21 protein-coding genes and 2 tRNA genes are annotated in these 16,461 nt (G+C 69.8%); 12 read left to right on the top strand and 11 right to left on the bottom strand.

All coding sequences use genetic code 11. The annotated features are described in order from the left end of the window. Positions 1-138: 138 nt before the first annotated feature. From D7I47_RS01120 to D7I47_RS01130, 3 genes are all read left to right on the top strand, one after another. A complete protein-coding gene (locus tag D7I47_RS01120; protein ID WP_120761343.1) occupies positions 139-735 on the top strand; it encodes a hypothetical protein in 597 nt (198 codons plus the stop codon). A 65-nt stretch (positions 736-800) separates the two neighbouring features. Next, positions 801-1,577 (top strand): YcnI family copper-binding membrane protein, encoded by a 777-nt coding sequence (locus tag D7I47_RS01125; protein WP_120761344.1) that lies wholly within the window; start codon positions 801-803, stop codon positions 1,575-1,577. Next, complete coding sequence (locus D7I47_RS01130) at positions 1,574-2,173, top strand: copper resistance CopC family protein (protein ID WP_227000753.1); 600 nt, start codon at positions 1,574-1,576, stop codon at positions 2,171-2,173. The genes D7I47_RS01125 and D7I47_RS01130 overlap by 4 nt, the downstream gene beginning before the upstream one ends. Positions 2,174-2,292: 119 nt before the next feature. Here D7I47_RS01130 and D7I47_RS01135 read toward each other — a convergent pair whose 3' ends face one another. Together D7I47_RS01135 and D7I47_RS01140 are read right to left on the bottom strand one after the other, a co-directional pair. Beyond that, positions 2,293-2,967 carry an ATP-dependent Clp protease proteolytic subunit gene (locus D7I47_RS01135; protein WP_120761345.1) on the bottom strand — a complete coding sequence of 225 codons (675 nt, stop codon included), beginning with the start codon at positions 2,965-2,967 and terminating at the stop codon, positions 2,293-2,295. 26 nt (positions 2,968-2,993) lie between these two features. Continuing rightward, positions 2,994-3,596, bottom strand: coding sequence for an ATP-dependent Clp protease proteolytic subunit (locus tag D7I47_RS01140; protein ID WP_120761346.1), 603 nt, complete (start codon positions 3,594-3,596; stop codon positions 2,994-2,996). A gap of 112 nt (positions 3,597-3,708) precedes the next feature. Between D7I47_RS01140 and D7I47_RS01145 the strand changes: the two genes are divergently transcribed. Next, the gene (locus D7I47_RS01145) at positions 3,709-4,188 is read left to right on the top strand and encodes a tetratricopeptide repeat protein (protein WP_120761347.1); all 480 of its coding nucleotides are present in this window, start codon (positions 3,709-3,711) and stop codon (positions 4,186-4,188) included. Positions 4,189-4,394: 206 nt separating this feature from the next. Here D7I47_RS01145 and D7I47_RS01150 read toward each other — a convergent pair whose 3' ends face one another. The 4 genes from D7I47_RS01150 to D7I47_RS01165 all read right to left on the bottom strand — a co-directional run bounded on the left by D7I47_RS01150 (position 4,395) and on the right by D7I47_RS01165 (position 7,800). Beyond that, a complete protein-coding gene (locus D7I47_RS01150; RefSeq protein WP_120761348.1) occupies positions 4,395-5,603 on the bottom strand; it encodes a trans-sulfuration enzyme family protein in 1,209 nt (402 codons plus the stop codon). A 39-nt stretch (positions 5,604-5,642) separates the two neighbouring features. Next, complete coding sequence (locus tag D7I47_RS01155) at positions 5,643-6,158, bottom strand: DUF1697 domain-containing protein (RefSeq protein WP_120761349.1); 516 nt, start codon at positions 6,156-6,158, stop codon at positions 5,643-5,645. Positions 6,159-6,311: 153 nt separating this feature from the next. Further along, positions 6,312-7,685 carry a trigger factor gene (gene tig, locus D7I47_RS01160; protein ID WP_120761350.1) on the bottom strand — a complete coding sequence of 458 codons (1,374 nt, stop codon included), beginning with the start codon at positions 7,683-7,685 and terminating at the stop codon, positions 6,312-6,314. A gap of 40 nt (positions 7,686-7,725) precedes the next feature. After that, positions 7,726-7,800, bottom strand: a tRNA-Pro gene (locus D7I47_RS01165). Between the two features lie 140 nt (positions 7,801-7,940). On the opposite strand from D7I47_RS01165, the gene D7I47_RS01170 reads away from it, so the two are divergent. From D7I47_RS01170 to D7I47_RS01185, 4 genes are all read left to right on the top strand, one after another. Then, positions 7,941-8,111 carry a hypothetical protein gene (locus tag D7I47_RS01170; RefSeq protein WP_157981553.1) on the top strand — a complete coding sequence of 57 codons (171 nt, stop codon included), beginning with the start codon at positions 7,941-7,943 and terminating at the stop codon, positions 8,109-8,111. 232 nt (positions 8,112-8,343) lie between these two features. Then, a tRNA-Gly gene (locus D7I47_RS01175) sits at positions 8,344-8,417 on the top strand. A gap of 93 nt (positions 8,418-8,510) precedes the next feature. Next, on the top strand, positions 8,511-9,647 hold the full coding sequence (locus D7I47_RS01180; protein ID WP_120761352.1) for a DUF262 domain-containing protein: 1,137 nt from the start codon (positions 8,511-8,513) through the stop codon (positions 9,645-9,647). A gap of 63 nt (positions 9,648-9,710) precedes the next feature. Continuing rightward, positions 9,711-10,283 carry an MAE_28990/MAE_18760 family HEPN-like nuclease gene (locus tag D7I47_RS01185; protein WP_157981555.1) on the top strand — a complete coding sequence of 191 codons (573 nt, stop codon included), beginning with the start codon at positions 9,711-9,713 and terminating at the stop codon, positions 10,281-10,283. A 32-nt stretch (positions 10,284-10,315) separates the two neighbouring features. On the opposite strand, the gene D7I47_RS01190 is transcribed toward D7I47_RS01185, so the two are convergent. From D7I47_RS01190 to D7I47_RS15285, 4 genes are all read right to left on the bottom strand, one after another. After that, positions 10,316-11,452: a tyrosine-type recombinase/integrase gene (locus D7I47_RS01190; protein ID WP_120761354.1), complete on the bottom strand. Its 1,137-nt coding sequence runs from the start codon at positions 11,450-11,452 to the stop codon at positions 10,316-10,318. 430 nt (positions 11,453-11,882) lie between these two features. Then, the gene (locus D7I47_RS01195) at positions 11,883-12,218 is read right to left on the bottom strand and encodes a hypothetical protein (protein WP_120761355.1); all 336 of its coding nucleotides are present in this window, start codon (positions 12,216-12,218) and stop codon (positions 11,883-11,885) included. A gap of 62 nt (positions 12,219-12,280) precedes the next feature. Then, positions 12,281-12,577, bottom strand: a complete 297-nt coding sequence (locus tag D7I47_RS01200) for a hypothetical protein (protein ID WP_120761356.1) — start codon at positions 12,575-12,577, stop codon at positions 12,281-12,283. Positions 12,578-12,671: 94 nt separating this feature from the next. Further along, a complete protein-coding gene (locus D7I47_RS15285) occupies positions 12,672-13,040 on the bottom strand; it encodes a uracil-DNA glycosylase family protein (protein ID WP_264371276.1) in 369 nt (122 codons plus the stop codon). A gap of 251 nt (positions 13,041-13,291) precedes the next feature. Here D7I47_RS15285 and D7I47_RS01215 point away from each other — a divergent pair, with 251 nt between their 5' ends. After that, a complete protein-coding gene (locus tag D7I47_RS01215) occupies positions 13,292-13,744 on the top strand; it encodes a hypothetical protein (protein ID WP_120761358.1) in 453 nt (150 codons plus the stop codon). A gap of 23 nt (positions 13,745-13,767) precedes the next feature. On the opposite strand, the gene D7I47_RS01220 is transcribed toward D7I47_RS01215, so the two are convergent. Further along, the gene (locus D7I47_RS01220; RefSeq protein ID WP_120761359.1) at positions 13,768-14,583 is read right to left on the bottom strand and encodes a PhzF family phenazine biosynthesis protein; all 816 of its coding nucleotides are present in this window, start codon (positions 14,581-14,583) and stop codon (positions 13,768-13,770) included. A gap of 179 nt (positions 14,584-14,762) precedes the next feature. On the opposite strand from D7I47_RS01220, the gene D7I47_RS01225 reads away from it, so the two are divergent. From D7I47_RS01225 to D7I47_RS01235, 3 genes are all read left to right on the top strand, one after another. Further along, positions 14,763-15,176, top strand: a complete 414-nt coding sequence (locus D7I47_RS01225; RefSeq protein ID WP_120761360.1) for a hypothetical protein — start codon at positions 14,763-14,765, stop codon at positions 15,174-15,176. 413 nt (positions 15,177-15,589) lie between these two features. Continuing rightward, positions 15,590-15,940 (top strand): ArsR/SmtB family transcription factor, encoded by a 351-nt coding sequence (locus tag D7I47_RS01230; RefSeq protein ID WP_227000755.1) that lies wholly within the window; start codon positions 15,590-15,592, stop codon positions 15,938-15,940. A gap of 50 nt (positions 15,941-15,990) precedes the next feature. Beyond that, positions 15,991-16,341 carry an arsenate reductase ArsC gene (locus tag D7I47_RS01235; protein WP_264371307.1) on the top strand — a complete coding sequence of 117 codons (351 nt, stop codon included), beginning with the start codon at positions 15,991-15,993 and terminating at the stop codon, positions 16,339-16,341. Positions 16,342-16,461 lie beyond the last annotated feature (120 nt).

The raw sequence follows: 16,461 nt of genomic DNA on the forward strand, positions 1-16,461 counted from the left end.
CCCGTCCCGGTGACGGAGGTGGACGTCTGAGGAAATCCCGTGTCGGCGCGCCGCCCCCGGTTCGCGTGGCACGCGTTCGCGGGGCACCGGCCGCGGATGTCGGGGGCCGGATGCCGCGCCCGCGGCTACCCTGGAGTCATGACGCCGAGAGCCGCCCGCCTGCTGCGCGGCAGCGTGCTCGGCCTCGTCGCGACCGCGCTCGCCGCCGTGTCGCACCTCGCGGCGGGCGGGCCCGCCCCCACCACGCTCGCGCTCGTGCTCGGCGCGGTGTTCGCGGTCGCCGTCGGCACCGCCGCGGTCGGGCGCGCCGCGGCCGCCCGACCGATCGGCCTCGCGCGCACCGTCGTCGCCGTCGTCATCGCGCAGCTGGCCTTCCACCTCGTCTTCTCGCTGCTCGGCTCGGGCGCGACGGTCGCCCGGGGCGGCGGCCACCACCACGAGGTCCTCACCCTCCTCGCCGACCCGCAGGGCGCCGTCGCGCAGGGCGGCGCGAGCATGTGGCTCGCGCACCTCGGCGCCGGGGCGCTCACCGTGCTGTACCTGCGCCACCTCGAGCGCCGGGTCTGGGCGCTGCTCGCGCGCGTCGGGGCCTACCTCGTGCGCGTCCCCGGCATCCGGATGCCTGCCGCGGCCCGCGCGGTCGTCACGCGCATCCCCGCGACGGGTCGACCCGCGCTCGACCCGCTGCGTCACGCGATCGCGCGGCGCGGACCCCCGGCACCCTCCCGCGTCTGAGGCGGCCCGTTCGCGGCCGCCGTGACGCGCGCCGCGAACCCACCCGCATCGACCCCAGGAGAACCATGTCCCGCACCACCCGGCGCGGCGTCGGCGCGCTCGTCGCCGTCGCCGCCGCGAGCGCCCTCGCGCTCGCCGCACCGCTGTCCGCGAGCGCCCACGTCTCGCTCGAGGAGAACACCGCCGAGCCCGGCAGCTACGCGCTGCTGACCTTCAAGGTGCCGAACGAATCCGAGACCGCCGAGACCGTCTCGCTCACCCTCACCCTGCCCGCCGACACGCCCTTCACGAGTGTGCGCACGGTGCCCGTCCCCGGCTGGACGGCCGAGCTCGTGCGCGAGACGCTGCCCGAGCCCGTGACGGTCGGCGACACGGAGATCACCGAGGCGGTCACCCGCATCGTGTGGACGGCGGATGCCGACGCCGGGCTCGGCGACGGCGAGCTCGGTCTGTTCCCCGTCTCGCTCGGGCCCGTGCCCGACACCGGCTCGGTCGTGCTGCCCGTCGACCAGGGCTACAGCGACGGGACCACGGTCTCGTGGAGCGGAACCGGCGACGGGGCCGAACACCCCGCCCCCGTGCTGTACGTCAACGACGCGCCCGCGGCCGACCACCACGGCGGCTCCGACGCCGACGGCGACCACGCGACGCCCGAGGTGACGAGCGAGCCCGACGCGACCGCACCCGGCACCGCGACGCAGGTCGACGCGCTCGCCCGCGTGCTCGGCATCGCCGGCCTCGCGGTCGGGGCGGTCGGGGTCGTGCTCGCCGTCGTCTGGCGGCGGCGCGCCGCGGATGCCGGGGCCGGCCCGCGGCATCCGCAGGACGGCGGCGACGCGTGACGCGCACGATGCGCGCCCTCGCCGCGGCGGCTTCGGTCGCCGCGGCGGGCCTCGCGCTCGCCCTCGTCGCCGCCCCCGCGGCGGAGGCCCACAGCGTGCTCGTCTCCTCGACGCCCGCGGCGGGTTCGACGATCTCGGAGCTCCCGGCCGAGTTCTCGGTCACCATGAACGAGACGCTGCTCTCCGGCGCGGGCGACGCCGCCTTCGCCCTGCGCGTCGTCGACGGCGACGGCCGCTACTACGGCGACGGCTGCCTCACCCTCGTCGACGACACGATGTCGACGGCCGCCGCGATCGGGCCCGCGGGCGACTACACCCTCGAGTGGCAGGTCGTGTCGGCGGACGGGCATCCGGTGAGCGGCGAGATCCCGTTCAGCTGGACGGGCGAGGCGACCGCCGACGGCACGAGCGCGCCCGCCGTGTGCCACGAGGCGGCCGCGACCGGCGACCCGGACGACGCATCCGGCCATCATGACGACGCCGCAGGGTCCGACATCCCCCTCGGCGACGTGGTGTGGATCGTGGTCGCCGTGCTCGTCGTGGCCGTGGCGGTCACGATCGCCCTCGTCGCCACCCGCCGCCGGCCCCGCGCGTAGCGGACGGGGAAACGCCGAGGCGGCGGGAGCAGTTGCTCCCGCCGCCTCGCTGCATGTCCGCCCGCTGGGCGCACAACCCCCGCCGATGGCGCGGTTGCTCCCGCCGAACGGGTCGGCGCTCAGGCCTTGGTGAGGGCCGCCTGCACGTTCTTGCGGCTCGTGAGCACCTGGTCGATGAGGCCGTAGTCGAGCGCCTCGTCGGCCGACAGGATGCGGTCGCGCTCGATGTCGGCGTTGACCTCCTCCTGGCTGCGGTTCGAGTGGCGCGACAGGGTCTCCTCGAGCCAGGTGCGCAGGCGCAGGATCTCCTTCGCCTGGATCTCGATGTCGGACGCCTGCCCGCGCCCGGCCTCGCCGACCGCCGGCTGGTGGATGAGGATGCGCGCGTTCGGCAGCGCGAGGCGCTTGCCGGGGGTGCCCGCGGCGGCGATCACGGCGGCGGCCGAGGCGGCCTGGCCGAGTACGACCGTCATGATGTGCGGACGGATGTACTGCATCGTGTCGTAGATCGCCGTCATGGCCGTGAACGAGCCGCCCGGCGAGTTGATGTACATCATGATGTCGCGGTCGGGGTCCATCGACTCGAGCACGAGCAGCTGCGCCATGATGTCGTCGGCCGACGCGTCGTCCACCTGCACGCCGAGGAAGATGATGCGGTCCTCGAAGAGCTTCGCGTACGGGTCCTGACGCTTGAAGCCGTAGGCCGTGCGCTCCTCGAAGCTCGGCAGGATGTAGCGCGACTGGGGCATGCGCGAGGCGAGGTCTCCGCCCGCCATGAACGTGGGGGTCTCCATGTGATTCGTCCTTGTCTCTCTCGCGCTCAGTTCTTGCCTGCCGACTTGGCGTCCGTGCCGGCGCCGCCCACGACATCCGCCGCCGAGGCCCGGATGTGGTCGACGAAACCGTAGGCGAGCGCCTCCTCCGCGGTGAACCAGCGGTCGCGGTCGCCGTCGGCGTTGACCTGCTCGATCGTCTTGCCGGTCTGCTCGGCGGTGATCGCCGCGAGGCGGTTCTTCATGTCGATGATGAGCGCGGCCTGGGTCTGGATGTCGGAGCTGGTGCCGCCGAATCCGCCGTGCGGCTGGTGCAGCAGCACGCGCGCGTTCGGGGTGATGTAGCGCTTGCCCTTGGTGCCGGCGGTCAGCAGCAGCTGGCCCATCGAGGCGGCCATGCCGATGCCGACGGTGACGACGTCGTTCGGGATGAACTGCATCGTGTCGTAGATGGCCATGCCCGCGGTGATCGAGCCGCCGGGGCTGTTGATGTAGAGGTAGATGTCCCTCTCGGGGTCCTCCGCGGCGAGCAGCAGCAGCTTCGCCGCGATCTCGTTGGCGTTCTCGTCGCGCACCTCCGAGCCGAGCCAGATGATGCGGTCCTTGAGGAGGCGGTCGAACACACTCGGCGTGAAGGCCGGTTCTGCCATGGGAGGAGCTCCTTGTCTCTGTTTCCGCTCACGAATCTACCGGCGCGCCCTCGGCCGCTCGGCCGTGTTCGCCGTGGGCAGACCGCGCGCCGCGCGCGGCTACGGTGAAGGGATGGAGTGGCGCGTGCGGATGGCGGCGGTGTGGGCCGAGGCGGACCGGTTGGAGGGTGCCGAGTTCGTGCGCCGGGTGGATGAGTTGGCCGCCGAGCGGCCGGATGACCCGCTCGCGCTGTTCGAGCAGGGCGGCTCCCGCGACTCCACGGGCGACGAGGCGGGGGCCGAGCGGTTCTACCGCGCCGCCCTCGCCGCGGGGCTCCCGGCGGACGAGCGGGCGCAGTGCGTCATCCAGCTCGCCAGCACGGTGCGCAACCTCGGCCGCCCCGAGGAGTCGCTCGAACTGCTGCGCGAGGAGTTCGAGGGCCGCCCCGACTCCCCCTACGCGGATGCCGGGGTCGCGTTCGCGGCGCTCGCCCTCGTCGACCTCGGCCGCCCCGTCGAAGCCGTCGCCGCGCTGCTGCACGCGCTCACCCCGCACCTGCCGCGCTACCACCGCTCGGTGCCCGCCTACGCGGACGCGCTGCTCGAGCGCTGACGCGGCGTCGCGTCCCGCGCCCGGCCGCCGCATCCCCCGGCCGCCTTCCCCGGCCGCCGCATCCCCCGGACCGCCGCCTCCCCCAGCCGCCTCCCCCGCGGCAATGCCAGAAATGCAGGAGAAACTGCAGCCGCGGAGGCAGTGGCCGCCAGAACAGGCACCTCCGCCCGGCGGCGTCCTGCATTTTCTGAGGTGGATGGCGGGGCTCAGCGGGGCCCGAAGGTCGCGTCGAGGGCCTGGGCGAGGTCGGCGATGAGGTCGGCGGCGTCCTCGAGGCCGACCGAGAAGCGCAGGTGGCCGAGTCGGCGGAACGGCTCCGGGTAGAAGGCGACGCGCGGGCCTCCCGTGCCGACGTGCACGATGAGCGACTCGTCGTGCCCGAGCGACACCGCCGAGGTGATGAGCCGCAGCGCCGCCACGAAGCGGTTCTGCGTGTCGGGGTCGCCGTCGACCGCGAAGGCGATCATCGCGCCGGCACCCTCCGGCAGCAGGCGCGCGGCGTCCGCGTGCTGCGGATGCGAGGAGAGCCCCGGGTAGGCGACGAACGCGACGCGCGGGTCGGCCTCGAGGAACCGCGCCACCTCGGCCGCCGTCGCGACGTGCTGCCGGATGCGCAGCGGCAGGGTGACGGAGCCGCGCAGGATGAGCCACGCGTTGAAGGGGCTGATGACGCCGCCCACGTCGACCATCGCCTCCGCCTTGATGCGCTGGATGAGCTCGCGCGAGCCGGCGACCGAGCCGCCCATGGCATCCCCGTGGCCGTTGATGTACTTGGTGAGCGAGTGCACCACGAGGTCGGCGCCGTGATCGAGCGGGCGGGCGAGCGGCGGCGGGGTGAAGGTCGAGTCGACCGAGAGCAGGGCGCCCGCCTCGTGGGCGATCGTCGCGAGGGCGGCGACGTCGGCCACCCGGGTGGTGGGGTTCGCGACCACCTCGGTGTGGATGAGGCGGGTCTCCGGGCGGATGGCGGCGCGCACCGCGTCGAGGTCGGAGGTGTCGACGAAGGTGGCCTCGATGCCGTACTTCTGCGGCAGCAGCTCGGCGAACAGCTTGTAGACGGCCTCGTAGCCCTGGTCGGCGACGACGACGTGGTCGCCCGTGCGGAGCAGGGTGAAGAACACGGCGTGCAGGGCCGCGACCCCGCTCGCGAGCACGACGGCATCCTCGGCGTGCTCGAGCGCGGCGAGCTTGCGCTGCAGCCCGAGCTGGTTGACGCCCGAGTTGCGGGTGTAGAGCGGGACGTCGGTGCCCGACCAGCTGATGCCGGAGGGGTCGTCGGGCAGGGCGTACGAGTTCGCCATCGTGATGGGCGTGCGGATGGGGCCGCCCGGCTCCCCCGCGTCGTTGCCGCCGTGCACGGCGAGGCTGTTCTCGCCGAGGGTCGATTCCTGGTGCCTGTCGGGTCGCGCGCTCACCCCTCCACGCTATGACCCCGCGCGGAGTGTGACGCCGCCTCAGGCGAGCAGCTTGTCGAGGGTGTTGACGTTGCGGCTCGTGAGGTGCGGCTTGTAGGCGGCCTTGCCGATCGCGGTGCCGAGCTTCGAGTCGAGGGTGTCGCCCTTCGGCACCGTCCAGTAGACGACGCCGTCACCGGATGCGGCGCGCTCGTGTGCGGGGTCGAGTTCGAGCGCGAGCAGCTTGTCGTGCACCTCCGGGTCGAGCACGAACAGCACGTAGTCGTGCCAGCCCTCGCGCCCGCGGCCGAAGGGGTAGCCGTCGACGACGGCCCGCAGCCCGGCGGTGGTCAGCACGTGCACCCAGGCGTCGTAGCCGAAGCGCTCCCGCAGGGCGGCCTCGACATCCGTCTTCACGGTGGCGGCGGATGCGGCGGTGCTGACGAGCGCGTTGCCGCTCGCGAGCACCGTCTTCACCTCGTCGTAGCCGAGCCCCTCGAGCACCTCGCGCAGCTCGGCCATCTTGACGGTCACGCCGCCCACGTTGACGCCGCGCAGGAGGATCACGTACCGCATCCGGTCACCCTACGCCGCGCCCCTGCGAGCACCCTGGCGCGGTTTCGGCCAGATGGTGCGCCTACGCCGGTGCCATCCGGCCGAAACCGCGCCAGGAAGACGCGTGGGGCGCCCCGGGATGATCCCGGAGCGCCCCACGGCGTGGTTCGGAGCTCAGTGCGAGTGGCCCTCGTGGTCGTCGTGCTCGTGCTCGACGCCCGTGAGGTCGGTCTCCTCGATGATCTCGGAGTCGTCCGAGCCGTCGCCGAGCACCGCGGTGGTGAGGGCCGAGACGTCGACCGCCTTGCCCTTCTCGTCGACGACCTTCGCCTTCGACAGCGCGACCGCGATCGCCTTCGAGCGGGCGACCTCGCCCACCATCGACGGGATCTGGCCCGACTGGCTGAGCGCCTGGATGAACTCGGCCGGCTCCATGCCGTACTGGGCGGATGCCTGCACGAGGTAGCCGGTGAGCTCGTTCTGGCTCACCTTCACCTCCTCGGCCTCGACGATCGCGTCGAGCAGCAGCTGGCGGCGGAACACCTTCTCCGACTCCTCCGCCACCTCGGCGCGGTGCACGTCGTCCTCGAGGCGGTTCTCGTTCTCAAGGTGACGGTGCACCTCGGCGTCGATGAGGCCCTGCGGCACGGGGATGTCGGCCTTCTCGACGAGCAGCTCGACGAGCTTGTCGCGTGCGGCGGCCGCCTGGCCGAACTCGGCCGACTTCTCGAGCTGCTCCTTGATGTCCTTGCGGAGCTCGCCGATGGTGTCGAACTGGGAGGCGATCTGGGCGAAGTCGTCGTCGGCCTCGGGAAGCTCGCGCTCCTTCACCGACTGCAGGGTGACGGCGATCTGCGCCTTCTCGCCCTGGTGGTCGCCGCCCACGAGCTCCGACTCGAAGGTCGTCGACTCGCCCGCGGTGAGCGTGTCGAGCGCCTCGTCGATGCCCTCGATGAGCTCGCCCGAGCCGATCTCGTAGGAGATGTTGGATGCCGTGTCGATCTCCTCGCCGCCGATGGTGGCGACCAGGTCGAGCTGCGCGAAGTCGCCCTTCTTGGCGGGGCGGTCGACGGTCACCAGGGTGCCGAAGCGGCTGCGCAGGTTCTCGAGCTCGGCCTCCACCTCATCCGGGCCGACCTTGGCCGTCTCGACCTCGACCTTGAGGCCGTCGTACTTGGGCACCTCGAACTCGGGGCGCACGTCCACCTCGACGGTGAACTCGAGGTCGCCCGTGAAGTCCTTCTCGCTGGGCCACGTGGTGACGTCGGCCTCGGGGCGGCCGAGGGGCTTCAGCTGCTCGGCCGCAGCGGCCTCGCGGTAGTAGCGCTCGAGGCCCTCCGACACGGCGTGGTTGAGCACCTCGGCCCGGCCGACGCGCTGGTCGATGATGGGCGGCGGCACCTTGCCCTTGCGGAAGCCGGGGATGTTAACCTGCTCGGCGATGTGCTTGTAGGCGTGCTCGATGGAGGGCTTGAGCTCCTCCGGCGTCACGGTGATGTTGAGCTTGACGCGGGTCGGCGAGAGCTTCTCGACGGTCGTGGTGACCATGGGGGATGTATCTCCTGGGTTTCGTTTCGCTGATGTTCCGTCGGGGCGACAGGATTTGAACCTGCGACCTCCCGCTCCCAAAGCGGGCGCTCTAGCCAAGCTGAGCTACGCCCCGGATGTCCGGTCTTCCGTAGCCGCCGGCTGTCGGGCGGGGTGACGGAAGCGATCTCCGGCCCGAAAACGGCCTCGCATAGTCTAGCCGGTGCCGCGCGCGCCTACGCTCCGATGTCGGAGGCGGGGCGCACCATGGGCGGCATGGCGAACATCGAGATCCTCGAGGTGCGGGCGTTCGAGCCGCGCTGCCTCGACTGCGGCGAGACCGGCCCCATCGAGTCGAGCGCCTTCTGGGCGATGGCGTGGGAGGAGGCGCACGTGTGCGTCGCCGCCCGCATCGACTCCGAGGCCCCGGAGCTCATCAGCGCCTGAGCGGAGACCACCCGGCCCTGCGTTAGACTCGCGGGGTTGCCTGCGGCCGTTCACGGCGGGGCTTCGGGGATGTAGCTCAATGGTAGAGCCTCAGTCTTCCAAACCGGACGGGCTGAGGTCGCACCAGCGGTTAGTGGCCCGGAAACGGTGAGAAGGCCGAGCAGGGCTCGCCAGGCCGGACGACAAATCCGGGCGAGAACCGGGCCAGATCACCAAAAACTGAACACAGCACGGGGCGGTAGCTCAATGGTAGAGCCTTAGTCTTCCAAACTAATTACGCGGGTTCGATTCCCGTCCGCCCCTCCAGCCTGGCCCCCTGTGCGGGCGCGCAATGTCGGCCCTTCCCTCTACGCTCGGTGCTGAACACCCGAGCGGCACGTCAAGGATGGGGCAATAGCAATGAGCCTTCAGGAAGAGATCGAGCAGCGCGCTCAAGAGATCCACACTGACGCCTACAGCATGTCGATCAACGAGGCCGTGGCGATGTACACAGAGGGCGATCTCGACGTCCACCCCGAATTTCAGCGCATCTTCCGGTGGACTCTGGAACAACAGAGCAAGCTGATCGAGAGCATTTTTCTGGGGATCCCGATCCCACCGATCTTCGTGGCGACACGCAAGGATGGCGTGTGGGACGTGGTCGACGGCGTGCAGCGTCTGTCCACCATCTTCCGCTTCATGGGCGTCCTTACAGATGAATCGGGGGCCATAGACATACCTGCCCCGCTGAAGGCTGGGGAGTACCTCGACGCTCTCCAAGGAACCGTCTACTCAGCCGAGCCGTTTGACGACGCACTTCCCGCAAACAGTTTCGAGCTGGATGATGCGCAGCGCCGTCTCTTCAAGCGCGCTCGACTCGACTTCCAAATCGTTCAGAAGGAGAGTGACGAACAAGCCAAGTACGACCTGTTCCAACGTCTGAACAGCGGGACTCGTCTCTCCGAGCAAGAGGCGCGGAACTGCCTCGCGGTGATGCTTGACGCGACCTTCTCGAGATGGATCGACAGCCTCGCGGCAGACGAACACTTCTCCAACGTGATGAACATCAGCGACCGGCAGCACGATGAGGCCTACGACGCCGAGAGCGTACTGAGATTCCTCGCTATCACCGAGGCCTCAGGGGAAGAGCGGCAACGTATGGGTGACGTCGGTGAGTTCCTGACCCAATCTCTGCGCAAGTTCATCGCAGACCCAGACTTCGATCGAAGCTTCCAAGAAGCACGATTCCGCGAAATCTTCGCTGCTCTTGATGACGCGCTTGGTTCAGACGCATTCCGGCGCCATGACCCGCAGCGGGATCGGTACAGCGGAAGGTTCAGCGTGTCCGCCTTCGAGACGGTCGCGAGCGGTCTCGCACGCCACTGGGATGGATGGCGGGCGCTCGATGCAACTGAGCGTTCTCACGAACTTCAACGCCTTGTCCCGACGGTTTGGCAGGACCCGACCTTCATCCAGCGGGCTGGCGGCGGTAAGGCTGCCGAACGACGAATTCCTTGGATGGTCGAGATCGGCGAACGCATATTCAGTAGGCCCTAAGTGCACACACCGCAAGACGTACAGGACGCCCTGGATTCCGACCTCGCCTGGCGTCGGGTTGAGATGCACACGATCTTGGACGATGCGAGGAGCGCGCGGGGACCGAGACAAGAGGCATTGACGCGCGCGGGAGTAGCACTGCTATATGCCCATTGGGAGGGCTACACGAAGAACGCCCTGAGCCTGTACGTAAAGTTCGTCTCCAGACGACGCCTCAAACTCAACGAACTGACCCCGGGATTCGCAGGCATGGCAGCCGATAGCGAGGTGCGACGACGCCAGAAGCTGAGTAACCAGCGCCACCGGACCGCGCTAGTGCAGCTTCTCATGGACGATTCCGATTCACGGCTCTCGATTCCGAGCAAGGAGGTGAACACGCAGGGGAACCTCAACAGCGACCTCTGTCGCGAACTACTAGAAACGTTTGGACTGGACTTCGAGCCCTTCGTCACAAAGACAGCGCTCATCGACTACAACCTTCTCCGAGCGAGAAATGATATTGCGCACGGACGGTGGGCATCCGTACGTATCGACGACTACGAGAGCCTGAATTCCCAAGTTCTCACCCTCATTGAGACGGTCAGGAATCTCGTTTTGACGGCTGTGGACAACGGCGGCTATAGGCGCGCTGGTTAGGAGGTGAGGGTCGGCAGCCCTCGATCCCCTTATCATCCGTCGGCGACGAACGCCTCGAAGCGGGCGATCTGGTCGGTGTAGTCGCTCGGGTACAGATGCCCGTAGATGCCGTCGGTCGTGCTGACGTTCGCGTGGCCCATCCAGCGGCTGACCTCATACGGTTTGAAACCCGCGGCGAGCATGAGGCTCGCGTAGGTATGCCGGAGGTCGTGCATGCGCATATGGCCGACGATCTTGAGCCGCTGCGCTGCCGGGACGAGGTAGTACTGCCGCACTCCGCCGACGTCTATTGGACGGGTCCAGTCGAGGCGGCGTGAGCCGTTCGCCCGCCCCGGCCAGAACAGGGCGTCGGGGTCGCCGCTGTTCGGGTTTGAGAGGAGGACCGTCCGCAGCTCTGTCACGAGAGCTCGGTTCAGGAGCGGCACCTGCCGTGTGCTCCGAGCGGACTTCGGTGTGCCGACTACCCATTCCCTGCCGAGGCGCTTGACGGTCTGACGAACCTCGATGTGACCAGCAGCGAGGTTCACGTCCCGTACCCTCAGCCCGGCGATCTCTGCGGCGCGGAGGCCGGTGTAGGCGGCGAAGCGGATGAGAGTGCCGAGCGGCTTGGTCTTATCCAGCTCTGCGGCGATCGTCTCGACCTGAGCCGCAGTGAGGAACACCGGCGCGAAGTCCTCACGGACGGTGACCTTCGGGAGCTCGACAGCCTCGCAGGGGTTGTGGGCGATGAGCCGGTGGCGGAGGGCGTAGCGGAACAGCTTGTTCAGCGCCACGTAGTAGTTGTGGACGGTGTTCGGGGCGAGCCCGGCCTTCACCAGGTCGGCGATCCACTTCTCGATCTCCTGAGAGCCGACTCCGGCGATGCGCTTGGCGCCGAACCGCGGTGCGATCTGGGCAGCGTAGAGCGTCCGGTAGCCCGCGAGCGTGCCCGGCTTCAACCGCTGTGCGCTCGCGGCGAGGGACGCCTCGATGACCTGCGCGACGGTCTGGCCCCTGCTGATGAGCGGTTCCGTCGAACGGCCTTCGGCTTTCTCGAGCTCAACACGGGCAGCGAACTTCTCGGCCTCCTTCCGCAACCGGAAGGTACGCATCTTCTTGACGTCCGCGTCACGCCAGTGGACCTCGAAGGCGGTTCCCTTCTTGCGTCCGACCTCGGTGATGTGCGCCATCAGCAGTCCTTCCCTTCGAAGATCGAGAGGAATCGAACCCTGCCTAATCCGAGTTTCGCTACTCGTCTCCGAGAATCCGACGTAGGGCCATCGAAAGGGCCGGGGATGGGCACGGCCACCAGAAGGCCGCCGTTCGCCACGCTATGGGCCGAATAGCCCCAATCCCGCTCAGACGACACGAACGGCGACTCGTAAAGGCCGAGGATTGAATCGACTAGTCCGGGAAATACCTCCACGAGCACCTGCCGGGGAGGCGCACCTCCGGGCGGGACGGCGACCCGAGAGCCCAGCACTGTCAGGGGGCGGTGAGGGCGGCGGGGACGGCGATGCCCGCACTCGCACACGGGCACCCAGGTGCGCCGCCCCGACCTCCCCCGCCGCCCTCCTCCGCGCTTGGCCTGCACGACGACCGCCCCGCGCCGCCCGCCGCTCACAAGCGTGACGCCTTCCGATAGGCGGTGCCGTCGGTGTCGCCGCTGCGGGCGGCCTTCGACTCCAACTCACCGCTCGCCACCATCTCGCCGAGCACATCGTCCAGGACGTCGCGCTGCGCGGATGAGAGCTTCCGGGCGATGTAGCTGCGGCTGATCCACTCCGGCCCGACGACCCCGCGGAGTCGCATGCGGCAGCTCGCCCGCCGTTCCTCGTCGGCAGCCTCGGAACGGACGATCTGGGCTAACTTCTCGACCAGCGGGTGCTGGGTGATGGTCGAAAAACCGTAGGTGATCTCCGCCGGGTCGACGGGCTGCTGCGTGTGCTTGGGCACGAGTGAGTCTCCTTTGTTTGCTACTTCCATGGGAAGCGGCAGGAGTTACTCGAACGCTGGCGCTAGGCAGCGACCCCGACCGCGGAGAGCGCAGCGGGGAGGTTCGGCGAGTTGGGAGATGCCGAAAGGAGAAGCAACGAAGGTTCGTCGCGCGGGATGACGTCAGCGGAATCAGCGACGACTGTCAGCATCGCCACCACCGCGCGCTCACGCCCGAGGCGATCGACGGCTACGAGCGCGGCCTCGCGGAGCGCGTTCAACTTGCGAGCCCGTCGCGTCCGGGTGAACGCCACGCTCGCCCGCATGTCATCACCGGGCATGTGTTCCTTCGCCCGGACGCCGTACCGGATGATCTTCATGGCTGTTCACCTCCTTCCGCGGAAGACTCCATGAGAGCACAAGCCGCGACTGCACGTCCACGTTGTGGCGGGAACTGGTAGAAATTGGTGCCCGTCAGGCGTTGGCGAGGGCTGCCGCGTGACGGATCGCGGTGGAGAACTGCGCGCGCCGACCATCACGCACCAGCCCCTGTGCCGATGGGTGATGGGTCTCGACCACGACGGGGCCGGGGCCGTCGATCAGCCCTGATGTGTACCTGCGCCACCCGCGTCGCGCGTAGTCACCGCAGAGCACAATGACCATGACCTCCGGCAGCAGATCGAGAGCGGCCAGCGCAACGTCACCCTCGACAACATCCACCGGCTCGCAGCCGCGCTCGGTGTCTCGGCACGCGAACTGTTCTGAGCGCTCTCGCGAGCCGGTCGCGCTCAGGCAAGAAACTGGCAGCGCCGAGTCGCGGCAACCGGGCGGGAACCGGTCCACCCGGTCGCACCGCCTGGTTCTACGACGCTCCGATTCGCACCACCCGCCACTCACACGTTGGCCGGACTCACCCATAAAATCGGCGCATCACGGCTGACGCCGGTAGCAGTCGGATTCACTCAGCGCGGCCCACTGGAAGGTCTTCCAAACTGATTACGCGGGTTCGATTCCCGTCATCCCCTCTTCCGAGATTTGCTCGATCGAACCAATCCCCTCCACTAGGCTCGCGCCAGACCGAGGGGAGTCGACCCATGACCTTCATCCGCGTGATGTCGGGGATCGCCGTCGCGGCGGCCGCGGTGACGCTCGCGGGCTGCACATCGGCTCCCGCGACCACCGACGACGAGGCGGCGCAGGCGTCAGCCCCCAGCGACGAGCAGATGTGCTGGCAGTACGCCGACACCCAGACGCTCATCTGGAACATGCAGCTCGCGAACGATGAGGGCCGACTGGTCGGCAACGAGTGGGATGGGATCGTGCGTCTCGCGATGCGCGAACTGGACTACATCCCGGTGGATGCGTCGACCGACGTCGGGAAGGCGATCGCCGCCCTCCAGGATGAGATCCCCGACTCCCGCGGCGGTCAGATGGGGCAGGATCCGGAGCTCGACAGCGACACCTGGGTCGACGGCAACGCGGCCATCAGCGCCGCCTGCCAGGCGGCGGTCGAGGAGTGGGGCACCGAGGGATGGGTCGGTGGCTGACCGTGTGGGCGAAGGCCTGATCGTCAGCCGGCCGTACCGGTGACGCGGATGCGGCCCTCGGTGGGGATGTCGACGATGAGCCTCGAGGGGTGGCCCGTCTCGGCGCCCTGATCGATCGTGATCGTGGCGGGGACGGCGAGGTCGCTGCGTGCGCGCAGCACCGAGCCGAGACCCGCGGCAGCCGAGCCGGTGGCCGGATCCTCGCGGATGCCGCCGCGCGGGAACGGGTTGCGGGAGACGAAGGCGGTCGGCGCGAGGCGGTGCACGACCGGCACCGTGCCGTCCCAGCCCTCGCGGTCCTGCAGGGCGAGCACGGCATCCGCGTCGTGGTCGAGCCGGTCGAGCACCCCGGGGAGCACGAACACGACCGGATGCGGGTTGGCGCCCGTCACGAACGCGGGCGCCAGCTCCGGGTCGAGGTCGGCGTGGTCGAGGCGCAGGGCGGCGAGCAGTTCGTCGAGCAGCGGCTCGGCGAGCGCCGCGACCCGCTCGTCGACCGCGATGAGGGTGGCCCGCTCGGCCGTCGCCTCCACCGGCACCTCGCCCACCGGCGTCGCGAGCCGCACGACCGGGGCGGCGCCCCGCCGCGCGAGCGCGACCGCGGAGGCGATCGTCGCGTGCCCGCAGAAGCCGATCTCGGCACGCGGGCTGAAGTAGCGGATGGTCGCCGCATCCGGCGTGATCGCCGTCAGGAACGCGGTCTCGCTGTAGCCGAGCTCCGCGGCGATCGCGAGCATCCCCGCCTCGTCGAGGCTCTCGGCATCGAGCACGACGCCCGCCGGGTTGCCGGATGCCGGGTCGTCGCCGATCGTGAAGGCACGCAAGCGCAGGATCTCCATCGGCCCAGCCTCGCCCGCGCAGCGCCCCGGCCGCGCGGTCCGATCGGCACCCCGCGGCCCGCACCCCCTTGCTCCGCCCCGCGCAGCGCCTCGCCGCCGCGTGCCGCTGCTCCCCGGAGCTGCGCGAGGTCATGCACGACCCGGCGAGGCGAGCACCCGACACCTGCCAGGATCGCCGTATGCAGATCCTGCGCGCGTCGGTGATCGTGGCGATCGCACTCGCAGCGTCGACGCTGACCGCGTGCGGCGCGCTGCTGCCGCCCTCGGAGGATGACATCGCCGGCAGCTACTCCGCCGCCGGGGCGACGGTCGTGATGGACGCCGACGGCAGCTGCGAGGTGAGCGGCTTCCCCGCATCCGTCGATGTCGGGCCCGACGGTGAGCCCGTGTTCGGGACGGAACTCATCGACGGGTCGTGCACGTGGGAACTCGGGGAGCTGCTTTACAGCGGCGCCTGGGAGCTCCAGGTGGTGACGACCGACGCGGTCGGCGATGACCTGCAGCTCCAGTGGCTGCACCCGTTCGGCGAAGACGGATGCCTCGTGCGCACGCTGGGCGACCCCGACGGGGGTGAGTACTGGCGCCTGTGCTGAGGCTCCCGGACTATTCCGCGCGACCGAGGATGTCGCGGATCGTCGCCTCATACCCGGCGCGATCGAACGTCACCGTGACCGGCGTCTGGTCGCCTCCCGCGTGCGAAACAGGCGACGCGTGACTTCGACACCCTCGTACCGAGCTCGCACGGTTCCGAGTCTCGAGAGGGCATCCACGCCGGCACCCTGTTCCGGGCCGGCGGCACGTCTGCAGCCGCGCCGCCGGGGTTCTCTCGCCTGCTCAGCAGCAACCGGAGTCGCACGAGCCAAGCACGGTCGGGTCGCACAGCGGCGACTCGCAGCATCCGTCCATGGCTGCCTCCTTCCTCGTTCGGCGGGCGGGGATGCCGTCGAGGGTCTCGTTAAACATCGATGCTTGTCAATATTTATGGATGTCGATGTATGCTGGACGCGTGATCCCCGTCGCGACCATCCAGGGCGAGGCATGCTGCGCGCCGCTCGCCGAGGCGCCGCTCAGCGCCGACGACGCCGAAGCGCTCGCCCGCTCACTCAAGGCCCTCGCCGACCCCGCGCGGCTGCGCATCCTGTCGCTCGTCGCCGCGTCGGCGGGCGGCGAGCTGTGCGTCTGCGAGCTGCCCGCGCCGCTCGGCCTCAGCCAGCCCACCGTCTCGCACCACCTCAAGGTGCTCGTCGAGGCGGGCTTCCTCGAGCGCGAGAAGCGCGGCACCTGGGCGTGGTTCCGCCTCGTGCCGGGCTCGCTCGACGCGATCACCCGCCCCCTCGCGGAGCCCGTGCCCGCGTGACCGCGCCCACGGTCCTCTTCGTCTGCGTGCACAACGCCGGCCGCTCCCAGATGGCGGCGGGCTACCTGCGCGCCCTCGCGGGCGACCGCATCCGCGTGCTCTCGGCCGGCTCGGAGCCGGCGGATGCCGTGAACCGCATCGCCGTCGCCGCGATGGCCGAGGAGGGCATCGACATCGCGAGCGCCGAGCCCGAGCTGCTCGATCCGGATGCGGTGCGCGCCTCCGACGTGGTCATCACGATGGGCTGCGGCGACGCCTGCCCGGTGTTCCCCGGCATCCGCTACGAGGACTGGGCGCTCGACGACCCCGCCGGGCTGCCGCTCGAGCGCGTACGCCCCATCCGCGACGCGATCCGCGCCCGCGTCGAGGCGCTGCTCGCCGAGCTCGAGCCCGCACACTGACAGCCGACTGCCAGGCACGCATCAGGCTCGCGGCATGTGCCCGTGGTTAGGCTCGATCAAGTCGACCGGCGACCCGCCCTTGGCTTTCATCCGGCTCTCGGGCTGCCCAGCGGACGGACC

Origin of the sequence: Protaetiibacter intestinalis, assembly GCF_003627075.1 — a bacterium.
Classification (GTDB): domain Bacteria; phylum Actinomycetota; class Actinomycetes; order Actinomycetales; family Microbacteriaceae; genus Homoserinibacter; species Homoserinibacter intestinalis.